Origin of the sequence: Neisseria gonorrhoeae, from assembly GCF_013030075.1 — a bacterium.
GTDB classification, from domain to species: Bacteria; Pseudomonadota; Gammaproteobacteria; order Burkholderiales; family Neisseriaceae; genus Neisseria; species Neisseria gonorrhoeae.
This window is the reverse complement of sequence record NZ_AP023069.1, coordinates 116,163-130,663: the sequence shown is the minus strand read 5'-3', so window position 1 is coordinate 130,663 and position 14,501 is coordinate 116,163. Positions and strand designations below refer to the sequence as shown.

At 55.3% G+C, this 14,501-nt stretch carries 12 protein-coding genes and 1 riboswitch; of the genes, 3 read left to right on the top strand and 9 right to left on the bottom strand.

Annotated features, from left to right (window positions below; genetic code table 11):
* Positions 1-182: 182 nt before the first annotated feature.
* The 3 genes from recG to grxC form a co-directional block, all read right to left on the bottom strand.
* On the bottom strand, positions 183-2,225 hold the full coding sequence (gene recG, locus HT085_RS00595; RefSeq protein ID WP_003690581.1) for an ATP-dependent DNA helicase RecG: 2,043 nt from the start codon (positions 2,223-2,225) through the stop codon (positions 183-185).
* An 85-nt stretch (positions 2,226-2,310) separates the two neighbouring features.
* Complete coding sequence (secB, locus tag HT085_RS00590) at positions 2,311-2,754, bottom strand: protein-export chaperone SecB (RefSeq protein WP_003687381.1); 444 nt, start codon at positions 2,752-2,754, stop codon at positions 2,311-2,313.
* Positions 2,755-2,774: 20 nt separating this feature from the next.
* Positions 2,775-3,032, bottom strand: a complete 258-nt coding sequence (gene grxC / locus HT085_RS00585; RefSeq protein WP_003687379.1) for a glutaredoxin 3 — start codon at positions 3,030-3,032, stop codon at positions 2,775-2,777.
* Between the two features lie 218 nt (positions 3,033-3,250).
* Between grxC and rng the strand changes: the two genes are divergently transcribed.
* Positions 3,251-4,744: a ribonuclease G gene (gene rng, locus HT085_RS00580; protein ID WP_003687377.1), complete on the top strand. Its 1,494-nt coding sequence runs from the start codon at positions 3,251-3,253 to the stop codon at positions 4,742-4,744.
* A gap of 34 nt (positions 4,745-4,778) precedes the next feature.
* Here the strand turns inward: rng and HT085_RS00575 are convergent, their stop codons facing one another.
* From HT085_RS00575 to HT085_RS00560, 4 genes are all read right to left on the bottom strand, one after another.
* Positions 4,779-6,029, bottom strand: coding sequence for an ATP-binding protein (locus HT085_RS00575; RefSeq protein ID WP_025455763.1), 1,251 nt, complete (start codon positions 6,027-6,029; stop codon positions 4,779-4,781).
* 81 nt (positions 6,030-6,110) lie between these two features.
* Positions 6,111-6,740 (bottom strand): response regulator transcription factor, encoded by a 630-nt coding sequence (locus tag HT085_RS00570; RefSeq protein WP_003687375.1) that lies wholly within the window; start codon positions 6,738-6,740, stop codon positions 6,111-6,113.
* Positions 6,741-7,007: 267 nt separating this feature from the next.
* The gene (locus HT085_RS00565; RefSeq protein WP_003690578.1) at positions 7,008-8,321 is read right to left on the bottom strand and encodes a CitMHS family transporter; all 1,314 of its coding nucleotides are present in this window, start codon (positions 8,319-8,321) and stop codon (positions 7,008-7,010) included.
* A gap of 377 nt (positions 8,322-8,698) precedes the next feature.
* Positions 8,699-9,271: an NADPH-dependent FMN reductase gene (locus HT085_RS00560; RefSeq protein ID WP_003704526.1), complete on the bottom strand. Its 573-nt coding sequence runs from the start codon at positions 9,269-9,271 to the stop codon at positions 8,699-8,701.
* A 158-nt stretch (positions 9,272-9,429) separates the two neighbouring features.
* Here HT085_RS00560 and dacB point away from each other — a divergent pair, with 158 nt between their 5' ends.
* Complete coding sequence (dacB, locus tag HT085_RS00555) at positions 9,430-10,839, top strand: D-alanyl-D-alanine carboxypeptidase/D-alanyl-D-alanine endopeptidase (RefSeq protein ID WP_003700891.1); 1,410 nt, start codon at positions 9,430-9,432, stop codon at positions 10,837-10,839.
* A 64-nt stretch (positions 10,840-10,903) separates the two neighbouring features.
* Here the strand turns inward: dacB and metK are convergent, their stop codons facing one another.
* Positions 10,904-12,073 carry a methionine adenosyltransferase gene (gene metK / locus HT085_RS00550; RefSeq protein WP_003687370.1) on the bottom strand — a complete coding sequence of 390 codons (1,170 nt, stop codon included), beginning with the start codon at positions 12,071-12,073 and terminating at the stop codon, positions 10,904-10,906.
* 183 nt (positions 12,074-12,256) lie between these two features.
* Positions 12,257-12,366, bottom strand: a riboswitch (SAM-I-IV-variant riboswitch).
* A gap of 97 nt (positions 12,367-12,463) precedes the next feature.
* On the opposite strand from metK, the gene HT085_RS00545 reads away from it, so the two are divergent.
* Positions 12,464-13,312 carry a lysophospholipid acyltransferase family protein gene (locus HT085_RS00545; protein WP_020996767.1) on the top strand — a complete coding sequence of 283 codons (849 nt, stop codon included), beginning with the start codon at positions 12,464-12,466 and terminating at the stop codon, positions 13,310-13,312.
* Between the two features lie 44 nt (positions 13,313-13,356).
* Here HT085_RS00545 and tsaD read toward each other — a convergent pair whose 3' ends face one another.
* On the bottom strand, positions 13,357-14,421 hold the full coding sequence (gene tsaD, locus HT085_RS00540) for a tRNA (adenosine(37)-N6)-threonylcarbamoyltransferase complex transferase subunit TsaD (protein WP_003687363.1): 1,065 nt from the start codon (positions 14,419-14,421) through the stop codon (positions 13,357-13,359).
* Positions 14,422-14,501: the final 80 nt, after the last annotated feature.

The following is a 14,501-nucleotide window of genomic DNA, read 5'->3' as shown; positions in this document are numbered from 1 at the left end:
CGGCGTTGCCCCGCCTTAGCTCAAAGAGAACGATTCTCTAAGGTGCTGAAGCACCAAGTGAATCGGTTCCGTACTATTTGTACTGCCTGCGGCTTCGCCGCCTTGTCCTGATTTTTGTTAATCCACTATAAAAAATCAGATTTCCGTTACACTTTTTTCTAATATTTCAGACGGCATTTTGCTCACACACCCAAATAACCTTCCCTGCCGGAAAGCCACCTTGCCAAATGCGCTTCGACGATTTCAGGGTTTTGTTCAATCAGCATCGGGGCGGTTTCGCGCGCTTGTTCCAAAAGGTGTAAGTCTTCTTCGAGCTTGGCGAAGCGCAGCATAGGCACGCCGCTTTGGCGCGCGCCGAGAAATTCGCCGGGGCCGCGGATATTGAGGTCTTGGCGGGCGATTTCGAAGCCGTCGGTGTGTTCGTAGATGACTTTCAGCCGCGCTTTGGCGAGTTCGCCCAAGGGTTCGGCAAACAGGAGGACGCACACGCTTTCCCCCGCGCCGCGCCCTACCCGTCCGCGTAATTGGTGAAGCTGCGCCAAGCCCATGCGCTCGGCGTGTTCGATGACCATCAGGGCGGCATTGGGCACATCTACGCCGACTTCGATAACGGTGGTGGCGACCAAGACGTTCAGACGGCCTGCGGCAAATTCCGCCATGACTTCGGCTTTTTCGGCGGCCTTCATGCGCCCGTGTACCAGTCCGATATTGGGTTCGGGCAATGCCGTCTGAAGCCGGGCGAGGGTTTCGGCGGCGGTTTGCAGTTGCAGGGTTTCGCTTTCTTCAATCAATGGGCAGACCCAATATGCCTGCCGCCCTTTTCGGCAAGTGCCGAGGACGAAGCCTTCGACTTCGGCGCGGCGGACGTTGTTGACGAGGCGCGTTTTAATCGGAGTGCGCCCGGGCGGCAATTCGTCGATGACGGATACGTCCAAGTCAGCGAAGAAACTCATGGCGAGCGTGCGCGGGATGGGTGTGGCGGACATCATCAGCTGATGGACTTCGCGCCCTTTGTTTTTGAGTGCGAGGCGTTGTGCAACGCCGAAACGGTGCTGTTCGTCCACAATGCTCAAGCCCAAATTGTGAAACGCCACGCCGTCTGAAAACAGGGCGTGCGTGCCGACGGCGATTTTGACGCTGCCGTCGGCGAGTTTGGCTTTGGCTTCGTCTTTGGCTTTTTTGCGCAAACTGCCAAAAAGGCAGACAACTTCAATGCCCAAAGGTTCGAGCCATTGTTTGAACTTGATGAAGTGCTGTTCGGCAAGGATTTCAGTGGGCGCCATTACAGCCACTTGCGCGCCTGATTCGATGGCGGTCAGCGCGGATAAGGCGGCGACGATGGTTTTGCCGCTGCCGACATCGCCTTGCAGCAGGCGGTGCATGGGGTGGGTTTGCGCCATATCGCGGCAGATTTCGGAAACAACTTTTTCTTGTGCATCGGTCAGGGCAAACGGCAGGGCTTGGCGCAGGGCTTGGGTCAATGTGCCGTCGCCGCGCAATGCCGCCGCCGTGCCGCTGACGCGCTTCTGCCGCGCCAAACGCATGGACAACTGTTGCGCCAAAAGTTCGTCGAATTTGAGCCGCTGCCACGCCGGCAGCGTGCCGTCTGAAAGTTGATGAATAGTGAAACTCGGCGGCGGCGAATGCAAAAGGCGCAGGCTTTCGGCAAGGCGCGGCAGCTTCAGACGGCCTAATAAAGCATCAGGCAAGGTGTCGTGCAGCGGCGTAACGTCCAACGCCGTCTGAATGATGCGGCGCAAAGTGGGCTGGTTCAAACCGTTTACGGTCGGGTAAACCGGCGTGAGGCTTTCCGCCAAACCGCCGCCCTCGGCATCGCGGATTTTGGGATGAATCATCTCGTCGCCGTAAAATCCGTGTTTGATTTCGCCCACGGCGCGGATGCGTTTGCCGACCGCCGTCTGCTTCTGATGGCTGGCGTAAAAGTGGATGAAGCGCAGAAAAAGGACGCTGCCGGAACCGTCGGCAATTTGAACAATCAGCTGCTTGCGCGGTTTGAACGTTACTTCCTGATGGATAACCTCGCCCTCGACCTGACACGGCACGCCAATCGGCGCGTCCTTAATCGGCATAATGTGCGTCTCGTCCTCGTAACGCAGCGGCAGGTGCAACACCAAATCCCACGCGGTATGGAGGTTGAGTTTGTCGAGCTTCTTGGCGGAAACATCGGTGATTTTGAGCTGTTTCTGGGTTTCGGGCGACATCATAGGCAGATTCCTTTGGACGCGCCTATTTTATCCGAAAACAAAAATGCCGTCTGAAACGGATTCAGACGGCATCGGCAGGCAGGAATCAAGCCCCGGCGGCTTCGGCTTCCTGCTGTTGTTGGTAAATCGCTTCAAAATTAATCGGCGCAAGCAGGACGGGCGGGAAGCCGGCGCGCGTTACCGTACCGGAAACCGCTTCGCGCGCGTAAGGGAAGAGGATGTTCGGACACGCCACGCCCAACAGCAGCTGCACATCTTCTTCGGGGATGTTTTCCAGACGGAAAATACCGCTTTGGGTTACTTCGTTCAAAAACATCGTGCGCTCGTTATCCAATTTGGCGGTAACGGTTACGGTAACGTCCACGTCGTAGTAGCCGTCTTCCAGCTTTTGACTGCCGGTGGAAACGCGCATATCCACTTCGGGATCGCCCTGTTCCAAAAAGATTTGCGGCGCGTGCGGCACTTCCAAAGACAAGTCTTTGACATACAGTCGCTCGATGCTGAATACGGGTTGCAGTTCTTCGCTCATTTTGTTTTCCTAGTTGTGGGTTAAGGGTTCAGCAGTCCGTCCAGCCCGCCTTCCTGCTGAAGGCGGTAGAGGTCGGTAAATCCGCCGACGTGCGTTTCGCCGATGAAAATCTGCGGCACGCTGCGCTGTCCCGAAAGCCGCTGCATTTCGGCAAAGGCTTCGGGGCTTGCATCGACACGGATTTCGTCGATATGTCCGACACCTGCCGCGTGCAGCAGCCTTTTCGCCATCGCGCAGTAGGGGCAAAACGGACCTGTGTACATGGTAACGGTCTGCATATTGGTTTTCCGAAAGTTTTGCAATGATAATCAATATAGGGGCAATCGCTCCGTTTGGCAAGTGCGGAACAGATGCACGTTCAGACGGCATGTGCGGAGTGTGTCAAAGTTTCTTTTTTAAAGTATGATAGGCATTGTGAAAAATATTTTTGCACCCGCTCTGCGCGGCGGGGCGGAACGGATGCAAAAATATTTTTATTACATTTTCAGGAAAAACCATGTTGTCAGGACTCCCCATCCCCAAAGACATCGCGCGCCCGCCCGAAACGATATTGGTCAACATCACGCCGCAGGAAACGCGCGTGGCGGTGTTGGAGGAAAACAATATCTGCGAGCTGCACATCGAGCGCAACAGCGGGCACAGCCTGGTCGGCAATATCTATCTGGGCGTGGTGCGCCGCGTGCTGCCCGGGATGCAGAGCGCGTTTATCGACATCGGCTTGGAACGCGCGGCATTTTTACACATCGTCGATGTCCTCGAACAACGCCGCAACCCCGAAGAAACCCAGCGCATCGAACATATGCTGTTTGAAGGGCAGTCGGTTTTGGTGCAGGTCATCAAAGACCCGATCAACACCAAAGGCGCGCGGCTTTCCACCCAAATCTCGCTGGCGGGGCGTTTCCTCGTCCACCTTCCGCAAGAAGACCACATCGGCGTGTCCCAACGCATCGAAGACGATGCCGAACGCAGCAGCCTGCGCGAACGCCTCGACAAGCTCCTGCCGGAAAATGCCTGCCGGGGCTACATCATCCGCACCAACGCCGAAAACGCCACCGACGAACAGCTCCAGTCCGACATCGACTACCTGACCAAAGTGTGGGAACACATCCAAGAACAGGCGAAAATCCGGCCGCCGGAAACCCTGCTTTATCAGGATTTGCCTTTAAGCCTGCGCGTGTTGCGCGATATGGTCGGCTGCGACACGCAGAAAATCCTCGTCGATTCCACCGTAAACCACGGGCGCATGACGCGTTTTGCCGAACAATACGTCCACGGCGCATTGGGCAGGATAGAATTGTTCAAAGGCGAACGCCCGCTGTTTGAAACCCACAACATCGAACAGGAAATCAGCCGCGCCCTGCAACCGCGCGTCAACCTCAACTTCGGCAGCTACCTGATTATCGAGTCCACCGAAGCCATGACCACCATCGATGTCAACACCGGCGGCTTCGTCGGCGCGCGCAATTTCGACGAAACCATCTTCCGCACCAACCTCGAAGCCTGCCACACCATCGCCCGCGAATTAAGGCTGCGCAACCTTGGCGGCATCATCATCATCGACTTCATCGATATGGCGCAGGAAAGCCACCGCGAAGCCGTGTTGCAGGAGCTTGCCAAAGCCCTCGCCTTCGACCGTACCCGCGTTACCCTGCACGGTTTTACCAGCCTGGGGCTGGTCGAGCTGACGCGCAAACGCTCGCGCGAAAACTTAAACCAAGTCCTCTGCGAACCCTGCCCTTCCTGCCAAGGCAGGGGCCGCCTGAAAACGCCGCAAACCGTGTGCTACGAAATCCAGCGCGAAATCGTCCGCGAAGCGCGCCGTTACGATGCCGAAAGTTTCCGCATCCTCGCCGCCCCCAACGTCATCGATTTGTTTTTGGACGAAGAATCGCAATCCTTGGCAATGCTGATAGATTTCATCGGCAAACCGATTTCTTTGGCGGTCGAAACCGCTTACACGCAGGAACAGTACGATATTGTGCTGATGTAAAAAATGCCGTCTGAAGCCTTCAGACGGCATCTGTCTATTTCAGGGTTTCCTTGTCCAACAGCGCGCGTATCAACAGCCCGTGTCCGAAACGTCGGCTGTCGGTCAGTTCCAAATATCCGCCGTATTTTTTGGCCAGCGTGTCGGCAATCGACAGCCCCAGCCCCGCCCCCTGCTGCTCCGTTCCCAAAATACGGTAAAACGGATCGAGGACGCGGGCGCATTCGGATTCGGGAATGCCGTTCCCGTTATCCTCCACCCACACGGCGAGATATTTCCCTTCGTCCGTGAAACCCAAATCTATCCTGCCCCCGTTCGGCGTGTAACGTACCGCGTTGTCGGCAAAGGTTTTAACCAGCGTATAGATTTCCGTTTCGTCGGCAGACACTTCGACATCGCCTCCGACCGCCACACCGATGTCCTGACGTTTTTCCAAAACCAGCGGCATCAGTTCCTGCAACACTTGGCGGAAACGGCTTTGCAGACCGAATGTCGTTTTCGTCAAAGGGGTTTCGTCCGACTGCGAACGCGCCAGTGCCAAAAGCTGTTCGAGCAGGTGTTTGTTGCGCCTGATGCTCTGCTGCAAAACGGCGGACTGCCGCCCCGCATCGGGTGGGAGCGGCATATTGTTGAGCCGTTCCGCCTGAAGGGAAAGGGCAGTCATCGGCGTACGCAATTCGTGTGCCGCGTCGGCGACAAACCGCTGACGGCGGCGTATATCTTCATCAACACGTTTCAAAAGCAGATTGATGGCGGTTACGAACCCTCTGATTTCACTGGGAATATTGTACACACTCAAAGCAGGCAGGTCATTGATTCGGCGTTGTTCGAGACTTTGCGACAATTTGCGGACGGGGCGCATGGCTTTGTGCGTAATCCACACAGTCAGCAGTATCATCAGCGGCAGTGCCGCCAACAGGGGCAACACGCTTTGCCGTGCCGCATCCTCCGCCAAATCTTCACGGTATTCGTTTTCCTGCATGACGGCAATCCGTCCCTGTTCGGTCGTGCGGATATAGGCGCGGTAATAATCGTCGTCCCCGTCCGCCCGAAGCGTGTGCAGACCGTCCGCCAGATGCGCGGGCAGGCTGACAACAGGGTCTTCCTGCTGCGGCATCTGTACCAAAATACGCGTATCGCCGTCGCCTTCGGGCAAAGTTTCGGATTTGGAATCAGGGCCGACATACAATGCCGCCTGACGGAGCAGGTCGTCCTGCAACGCTTCCGTTTCGTGGAAGGTTTCGTAGTAGGAAAACATACCTGCAAGCATTGCCAGCGGAACAAACATCCAAATCAGGGCAAGGCTGATTCTGACCTGAAGCGAATGTTTTAAAATTTTAAAAAAACGGTCCGGCATCTTCGTTCCTGTTCAGACGGCATCTTGACGCGGCATCAGCCAGCCGACACCGCGCACATTTTGTATGCTTTCCTTACCCAATTTCTTGCACAGCCCGTGAATCAGAAAATCCACCGCATTGCTTTCGACTTCCCCGCCCCAACCGTAAACCTTGTCCTCCGAATCCGAGCGCGACAAAATCACACCCGGCCTCGCCAGCAAAGCCTGCAATACCGAAAACTCCTGGTTGCTCAATGCCACCTGCCTCCCCTCGGCAATAATTTCTACCTGATACGTTGCAGGATTGAGGGATAACGCACCATTTGACAGACACGCCTGCGCCTGTCCGCTCCCGCGCCGCAACACCGCCCGCATCCGCGCCTTAAACTCCGCCATATCGAACGGCTTGACGATATAGTCATCCGCACCGCCGTCCAAACCGTTCAGCCGGCTGTACAAATCATCCCGCGCCGTAACGATCAGCACGGGGACGGTACAGCCTGCCGCGCGTATTTCCGACAAAACATCCAAACCGTCCCGCCCAGGCAAACCCAAATCCAGCAGCATCAAGTCATAAGGCTGGGCAGCGGCAGCCGCCGCAACCTGCGCGCCGTTTTTGACCCAATCCACCGCATAGCCGCCGTCTTTCAAACTTGCCGACACCGCTTACGCAATCATCGCATCGTCTTCCACCAGCAAAACACGCATCAACTTTCCCTTCAAAATAAACCGTGCCTATTCTAACACCCCAAAATTAGCCGCAATTTAGCGGCCTTTACGCTTGCCGGTATTTTTCAAAACTGCGGCACAAAAAAACCGCGCCGGCAACTGCCTTCAGACGGCATTGGGGCGCGATTGCAACACACGGACAGGCAGGCAAAGCCTGCGACAGATCACAGGAACGATTCGGGCTTCAGGCGGCTTCGCCGTTTACGGCAGAGGCACGATTCCTGCCGCTATCGAACTGATCAATATCGCCAGCGACAAACCCCACGCCCAGAAAAACGAATAACGGATGTGTTTGCCCATCGACAATTTCGCCAAACCCAAACCCATCCACAAAGCCGGCGAAAGCGGCGTAACAAAAGTACCGACGATACTGCCGATCAACATCGCATAGCCTGCCGCTTCGGGTGCAACGCCCGCCTGCGAGGTAATCTGTTCCACAATCGGAAACAGTCCGAAATAATAAGCGTCCGTACTCAAAACCAACTCAAGCGGAATACCCAACACACCGATGGCAATATGCAGATAAGGCAGCAACGCGTCCGGCAGGATATGCACAAGGTCTTTGGAAATCGCGTCCAACATCCCCGCGCCCTTCAAAATCCCCAAAAACGTACCTGCCGCCAAAATAATGGACGCCATCATCACCGCGCCGCCGGCGTGGGCATAAATCCGCTCCATCTGTTCCTGCGGGCTGCGGTAATTCAAAAGCAACGCCGCCGTTGCAGCCAGCATAAATACATAACCCGGCGGGAAGATGCCCGAAAAAAGCAGGCTCATCGCCGCCAAAAACAGCAGGACATTCCACCAAAACAGTTTCGGACGCGCCAATTTTTGTTCTTCTTCCGACAAAGGCGCCGGCTTTATCAAATCCGCCACGGCGGGCAACGCGCCCAACTCCCGGACAATCCGCCTTTTTTCACGCACACCCAAAAACAGGGACAGCACAAGGATAAACACCACACCGATAATTTGCACCGTCAACAAAGGTTTATACAATTCGCCCACATCTGCGCCCAACACGCTTGCAACCCGCCCGATCGGCCCGCCCCGCGGCAAAAGGTTGATTAGCCCCGCGCTGGAAGTCAGCAGCAAAAACAGCAGGTAAGGATTCATATGCAGACGCTTGTAAAGCGGCAAAAGGGCGGGGACGACCGATAAAAACGTCGTCGCGCCCGCCCCGTCCAACTGTGCCACCACCGACACCAAGACCGTCCCCACACTCACTGCCACGATATTACCCCGAGTCAGCTTAATCAAACCGCCTATCATCGGACGGAACAGCCCCACATCGTTCATGATTCCAAAAAACAAAATGGAAAACATAAACATAATCACAATCTGCGTCACCGATTTCGTGCCGCCCGAATAAAATTCTTTTAATTGGGATACATCAAACCCCGCCAGCAACGCCCCAATCAGCGGCACCAAGATTAATGCGATGATGGGCGACACTTTTTCCGTCAGCAACAGCCATACGATGACCCCGATAATCAGCAATCCGATAAACGTCAGCATTATTTCTCCTTTATTTTATTTTGAACATAAAACCGCCCGTGCAGGCAAAACCGCCAACATATGCGGGATAAGCCTTGCATTCCATTCACGCCTGCCGACATTTCTGCATCCGTCCGTCATTTCACGGCGGCAACCGATACGGAACAACCGGCAAACCGGTATCGGGACGGCGCGGGGGCATCCGTCCCGGTGCACCGATTCAAACGAAACTGCCCCCTATCATTGCGGAGCGCGGGGCGTGCCGTACACGCGGGATTTTAAACACGCCGATCATTTGCCGCGCATTATCCGGCAAACGGCAAACCTTGACGCTGCCCGGCCCATATAAAAAAGCCGCAAAACCCGAACCGGTTTTGCGGCTTTTCGATTTGGTTTGTTTATTTGGCATTTCTTTCAATCAAACCGACAAACTGATTGATATATGACTGAACAAAATCCCTTGCCGAGTCAATCAACTTACCGTTTTCATCAAACAGCGTCGGCGAATTGCCCAAAAATACTTCCGGCTGTCCGGTTACGGGCATATCAAAATACGACAGGGCAAGGCGCAGGTTTTTTTGGGAACTGTAACCGCCCATCTTGCCGACGGAATGGCTGATGATGCCGGCCGGTTTGTTTTTCCAAGCCACGTCGGCATTCGGTTTCGAGCCGATGTCCACCGCATTTTTCAAACAGGCGGGAATGGTGCGGTTGTTTTCGGACGTAACGAACAAAATGCCGTCCGAAGCCTTAATCGTTTCGCGGAAAGCCGTGTAGCTTTCGGGCAGCGGCACATCTTCCACCGCAGGGTCGTCATAATCGAAATTGTAAAGCGGCAGATGTCCGATTTCGACGATTTCCGCCTGCCAGCCTTCGGGGAACATCTCCGCCGCATTCAATGCCACTTTGCGCGCAAACGAAGCACGGCGCAGGCTGCCCACCAAAATACTGATTTTCTTAGCCACAATCATTCCTCCTGAATATTAAGTTTGTGCGTTTCAATCATTTCATAATGGTAACGATTATTATATATGCGATTTCCCCTGCAAACAAGCCGGTCCGCCGCCCCGGCGTTCCCACTTATCCGGCTTTGCCTTATAATTGCTTTTTTTATGTAACAGATTCACCTATGAATTTCCCCAAAACAGCGGCCTCCCTGCTGCTGCTTCTCGCCTCCCTCGCCGCACACGCGCTCGATACCGGCCGCATTCCGCAAAACGAAATCGCTGTATATGTCCAAGAGCTTGACAGCGGAAAAGTCATCATTGACCACCGTGCCGGCATACCCGTCAATCCCGCGTCCACGATGAAGCTCGTTACCGCGTTTGCCGCCTTCAAAACCTTCGGCAGCAATTACCGCTGGGCGACCGAGTTTAAAAGCAACGGTACGGTAAACGACGGCACGCTTGACGGAAACCTGTATTGGGCGGGCAGCGGCGACCCCGTTTTCAATCAGGAAAACCTGCTTGCCGTCCAACGCCAGTTGCGCGACAAAGGCATCCGCAATATCACGGGGCGCCTGATGCTCGACCACAGCCTGTGGGGCGAAGTCGGCAGTCCCGACCATTTTGAAGCCGACAGCGGTTCGCCGTTTATGACGCCCCCAAATCCGACTATGCTGTCTGCCGGTATGGTTATGGTGCGCGCCGAACGCAATGCCGCCGGCAGTACCGACATCCTCACCGATCCGCCTTTGCCGCATATTTTTGCCCAAAACAACTTGAAAATTACCGCCTCCCAAGCTGCCTGCCCTTCGGTCAAAAAACTGATGCGCGCATCTTTTTCGGGCAATACGCTGAAATTGCGCGGCAATATTCCCGAAAGCTGTTTGGGCAAGCCTGTCGGTGTCCGGATGTTCGCGCTTGACGAACTGATCCGCCAAAGTTTTACCAACCGCTGGCTGCTCGGCGGCGGACGGATTTCAGACGGCATCGGCATAGCCGACACACCGGAAGGCGCGCAGACGCTTGCCGTTGCACACTCCAAACCGATGAAGGAAATTTTGACGGACATGAACAAGCGTTCGGACAATCTGATTGCGCGTTCCGTCTTCCTCAAACTCGGCGGCGACGGCAAACTGCCCGCCGTTTCCGAACAGGCGGCGTCTGCCGTCCGGCGAGAACTTGCCGTATCGGGCATCGATGTTGCGGATTTGGTTTTGGAAAACGGTTCGGGTCTGTCCAGAAAAGAAAGGGTAACGGCGAGAATGATGGCGCAAATGTTGGAAACGGCTTATTTCAGCCCGTTTGCACAAGATTTCATCGACACGCTGCCCATCGCCGGCACAGACGGGACTTTACGCAACCGCTTCAAACAAAGCGGCGGGCTGTTGCGCTTAAAAACCGGCACGCTCAACAATGTCCGCGCCCTTGCAGGTTATTGGCTGGGCGACAAACCGATGGCGGTGGTCGTCATCATCAACAGCGGCCGCGCCGTTTCCCTGCTGCCCGACTTGGACAACTTCGTTGCCAAAAACATCATCTCCGGCGGCGACGGCTGGCTGGATGCGAAACTGATGTGCAAAGAACGCCGCGCCTGAATCGGGAAAATATAAAAATGCCGTCTGAACTGTTCGGACGGCATTTTTGATTTTCAAACCGGAATTACAGCCCCGCTGCCGCTTTCAATGAGGCCGCTTTGTCGGTGCGCTCCCAAGTAAACTCAGGTTCTTCGCGGCCGAAATGTCCGTAGGCGGCAGATTTTCCGTAAATCGGGCGCAAGAGGTCGAGCATTTGGACGATGCCTTTGGGACGCAGGTCGAAATGTTCGCAAACCAGCGCAATCAGTTTTTCCTCGCTGATTTTACCCGTACCGAAAGTATCGATGGAAATCGAAGTCGGTTCGGCAACGCCGATGGCGTAGGAAACTTGGATTTGGCATTGGGTTGCCAAGCCTGCGGCGACGATGTTTTTCGCCACATAACGGCAGGCGTAAGCGGCGGAACGGTCCACTTTGGACGGGTCTTTGCCGGAGAATGCGCCGCCGCCGTGCGGAGCCGCGCCGCCGTAGGTATCGACAATGATTTTGCGGCCGGTCAAACCGCAGTCGCCTTGCGGGCCGCCGATGACGAAGCGGCCGGTCGGGTTGATCAGGTATTTTGTTTCGTCGGTCAGCAGTTCGGGCGGCAAAACGGGCTTGATAATCTGCTCAATCACGGCTTTACTCAGTTCTTCATGGCTGATGGCAGGATCGTGCTGGGTGGACAGGACGACGGTATCAATGCGTTTCACCTTGCCGGTTTCGCTGTCGTAAACCACGGTCAGTTGGGCTTTTGCGTCAGGGCGCAGCCAAGGCAGGCGGCCGTCTTTGCGCAATTCGCTTTGACGCTGCATCAGGCGGTGGCTGTAATAGATGGCAAACGGCATCAGGGTCGGGGTTTCGTCGCAGGCGTAGCCGAACATCAAGCCTTGGTCGCCCGCGCCTTGGTTCAGGTCGATGCCTTCGCCTTCGTTCACGCCTTGGGCGATGTCGGGGGATTGTTGGTCGTAGTACACGCCGACCGCGCAGCCGTTGGCGTCAAAGCCCAGCTCGGAGGAGTTGTAGCCGATGCGTTTGATGGTTTCGCGTGCGACTTTGATGTAGTCCACTTGGGCGGTGGTGGTGATTTCGCCCGCCAATACGCACAAGCCTGTGTTGACCAAAGTTTCCGCCGCGACACGCGCTTTGGGGTCTTGCGCCAAGATGGCATCCAAAATCGCATCGGATACTTGGTCGGCTACTTTGTCCGGATGGCCTTCGGAAACCGATTCGGAAGTAAACAGATATTCGCTCATTGAAATTTTCCTTGAAAAACAAACCATCTTCTTCAGACAGCATGTTGTATGAACATAATGTCGACAGCGGGAAATATAGCAAAATTTCCCTATTCGTGCCATTCAGTTGAGAAATATTCCTATTTAAACGGCGCTTTGGAATCTCTGTCCGTACGTTTCGTACAGGCAAAAAAATTCCCGCATCAAGCGGGTTTGGATTGCTCCGGCGAGCCACATCGGTTTTTCAACCGTCCACCTTACCTTTCCGTTTGAAAAGCAGGTTGGCATGGAATTCCCAACTCTTAATGCAGCGCGCATCGTAGCAGAAAAGGCATATTGCCGCAATACTTCCCTTTTTCAGACGGCATGTTTCGTTTACAATTCAGGCTGTTTCCCCCTTTGCGAACCGCCATGCACATCCTGTTGACCGCCCTGCTCAAATGCCTCTCCCTGCTGTCGCTTTCCTGTCTGCACACGCTGGGAAACCGGCTCGGACATCTGGCGTTTTACCTTTTAAAGGAAGACCGCGCGCGCATCGTCGCCAATATGCGGCAGGCGGGTTTGAACCCCGACACGCAGACGGTCAAAGCCGTTTTTGCGGAAACGGCAAAATGCGGTTTGGAACTTGCCCCCGCGTTTTTCAAAAAACCGGAAGACATCGAAACAATGTTCAAAGCGGTACACGGCTGGGAACACGTGCAGCAGGCTTTGGACAAGGGCGAAGGGCTGCTGTTCATCACGCCGCACATCGGCAGCTACGATTTGGGCGGACGCTACATCAGCCAGCAGCTTCCGTTCCACCTGACCGCCATGTACAAGCCGCCGAAAATCAAAGCGATAGACAAAATCATGCAGGCGGGCAGGGTGCGCGGCAAAGGCAAAACCGCGCCCACCGGCATACAAGGGGTCAAACAAATCATCAAGGCCCTGCGCGCGGGCGAGGCAACCATCATCCTGCCCGACCACGTCCCTTCTCCGCAGGAAGGCGGCGGCGTGTGGGCGGATTTTTTCGGCAAACCTGCATACACCATGACACTGGCGGCAAAATTGGCACACGTCAAAGGCGTGAAAACCCTGTTTTTCTGCTGCGAACGCCTGCCCGACGGACAAGGCTTCGTGTTGCACATCCGCCCCGTCCAAGGGGAATTGAACGGCAACAAAGCCCACGATGCCGCCGTGTTCAACCGCAATACCGAATATTGGATACGCCGTTTTCCGACGCAGTATCTGTTTATGTACAACCGCTATAAAACGCCGTAACGAAAATAAAAATGCCGTCTGAACAGGTTTCAGACGGCATCTTGTCATTTGACGATTTCGGACAACGACCAACGCGGACGGACGTTGAACGCACCGACCTCCCTGCCCTTGCCCAGGTGCATCGCACCGGCAAAGGCAATCATGGCACCGTTGTCCGTGCAGTATGCCATCGGCGGGAAAAACACGCTGACTTTTTCGGACGGATGTTTCGGCTTGCCTTTGGGGGTCGGGATTTGTACCGTCATGTTGCCGAAAGTTTCACGGAGTTTGCGGTTTGCACCGACCCCGCCGGCGACCACTACGGTTCTGAACCCTGTCTGCAACAGGGCTTTTTTCACTTTTGCCTCCAACACTTCTACTACCGCATCTTGAAACGCACGGCAAATATTGTTGCGGGTTTGCTCGGGTATGGTTTCCGAACCGTTTGCCTCACGCACTTTTTCAACGGCAGTCAAAACAGCGGTTTTCAATCCCGAAAAACTCATCTGCAAATCGTCGGAATGAATCATCGGGCGCGGAAAAACAAACGCTTCGGGCCTGCCCGATTCCGCAAGTTCCGACAGTTTCGCACCGCCCGGATACGGCAAACCCAGCAGTTTCGCCGTTTTGTCGAATGCCTCGCCCGCCGCATCATCGACGCTCTCGCCCAAAAGCTCGTAGTCGCCTATGCCCCTGACCGCCATAATCTGCGTATGCCCGCCCGAAACCAACAGCGCGACAAAAGGAAAGTCGGGTTTTTCCTCCGCCAACAGCGGCGACAGCAGATGTCCTTCCAAATGATGGACGGGGATGACGGGCTTATCCAACGCTAAAGCCAGCGCGTTGGCGTAGCTCGAACCCGCCAGCAGCGCACCGCCCAAACCGGGCCCCTGCGTAAAGGCAACCGCGTCAATATCGCCATACGATGCGCCTGCCTGCGCCAAACAGCCTTCAGTCAACGGAACAAGGCGGCGGATATGGTCGCGGCTCGCCAATTCCGGCACGACCCCGCCGTATTCCGCGTGCATTGCCATTTGAGTGTGCAGGCAGTGCGACCGCAATCCTCGTTCGGTGTCGTACAGCGCAACGCCGGTTTCGTCGCAAGAAGATTCGATTCCTAATACCAACATGGTCTGATGCCGTTAAAAACTGAAAAACGTATTCTAGCGAATTTCGGCACGACTGCCGTATCCCCAAAACGGAACATGCC

Coding starts and splice junctions, on each gene's coding strand:
- recG (WP_003690581.1), bottom strand. CDS start 2,225: ATGATGTCGCCCGAAACCCAGAAACAGCTCAAAATCACCGATGTTTCC.
- secB (WP_003687381.1), bottom strand. CDS start 2,754: ATGAGCGAAGAACTGCAACCCGTATTCAGCATCGAGCGACTGTATGTC.
- grxC (WP_003687379.1), bottom strand. CDS start 3,032: ATGCAGACCGTTACCATGTACACAGGTCCGTTTTGCCCCTACTGCGCG.
- rng (WP_003687377.1), top strand. CDS start 3,251: ATGTTGTCAGGACTCCCCATCCCCAAAGACATCGCGCGCCCGCCCGAA.
- HT085_RS00575 (WP_025455763.1), bottom strand. CDS start 6,029: ATGTTTGTTCCGCTGGCAATGCTTGCAGGTATGTTTTCCTACTACGAA.
- HT085_RS00565 (WP_003690578.1), bottom strand. CDS start 8,321: ATGCTGACGTTTATCGGATTGCTGATTATCGGGGTCATCGTATGGCTG.
- HT085_RS00560 (WP_003704526.1), bottom strand. CDS start 9,271: ATGATTGTGGCTAAGAAAATCAGTATTTTGGTGGGCAGCCTGCGCCGT.
- dacB (WP_003700891.1), top strand. CDS start 9,430: ATGAATTTCCCCAAAACAGCGGCCTCCCTGCTGCTGCTTCTCGCCTCC.
- metK (WP_003687370.1), bottom strand. CDS start 12,073: ATGAGCGAATATCTGTTTACTTCCGAATCGGTTTCCGAAGGCCATCCG.
- HT085_RS00545 (WP_020996767.1), top strand. CDS start 12,464: ATGCACATCCTGTTGACCGCCCTGCTCAAATGCCTCTCCCTGCTGTCG.
- tsaD (WP_003687363.1), bottom strand. CDS start 14,421: ATGTTGGTATTAGGAATCGAATCTTCTTGCGACGAAACCGGCGTTGCG.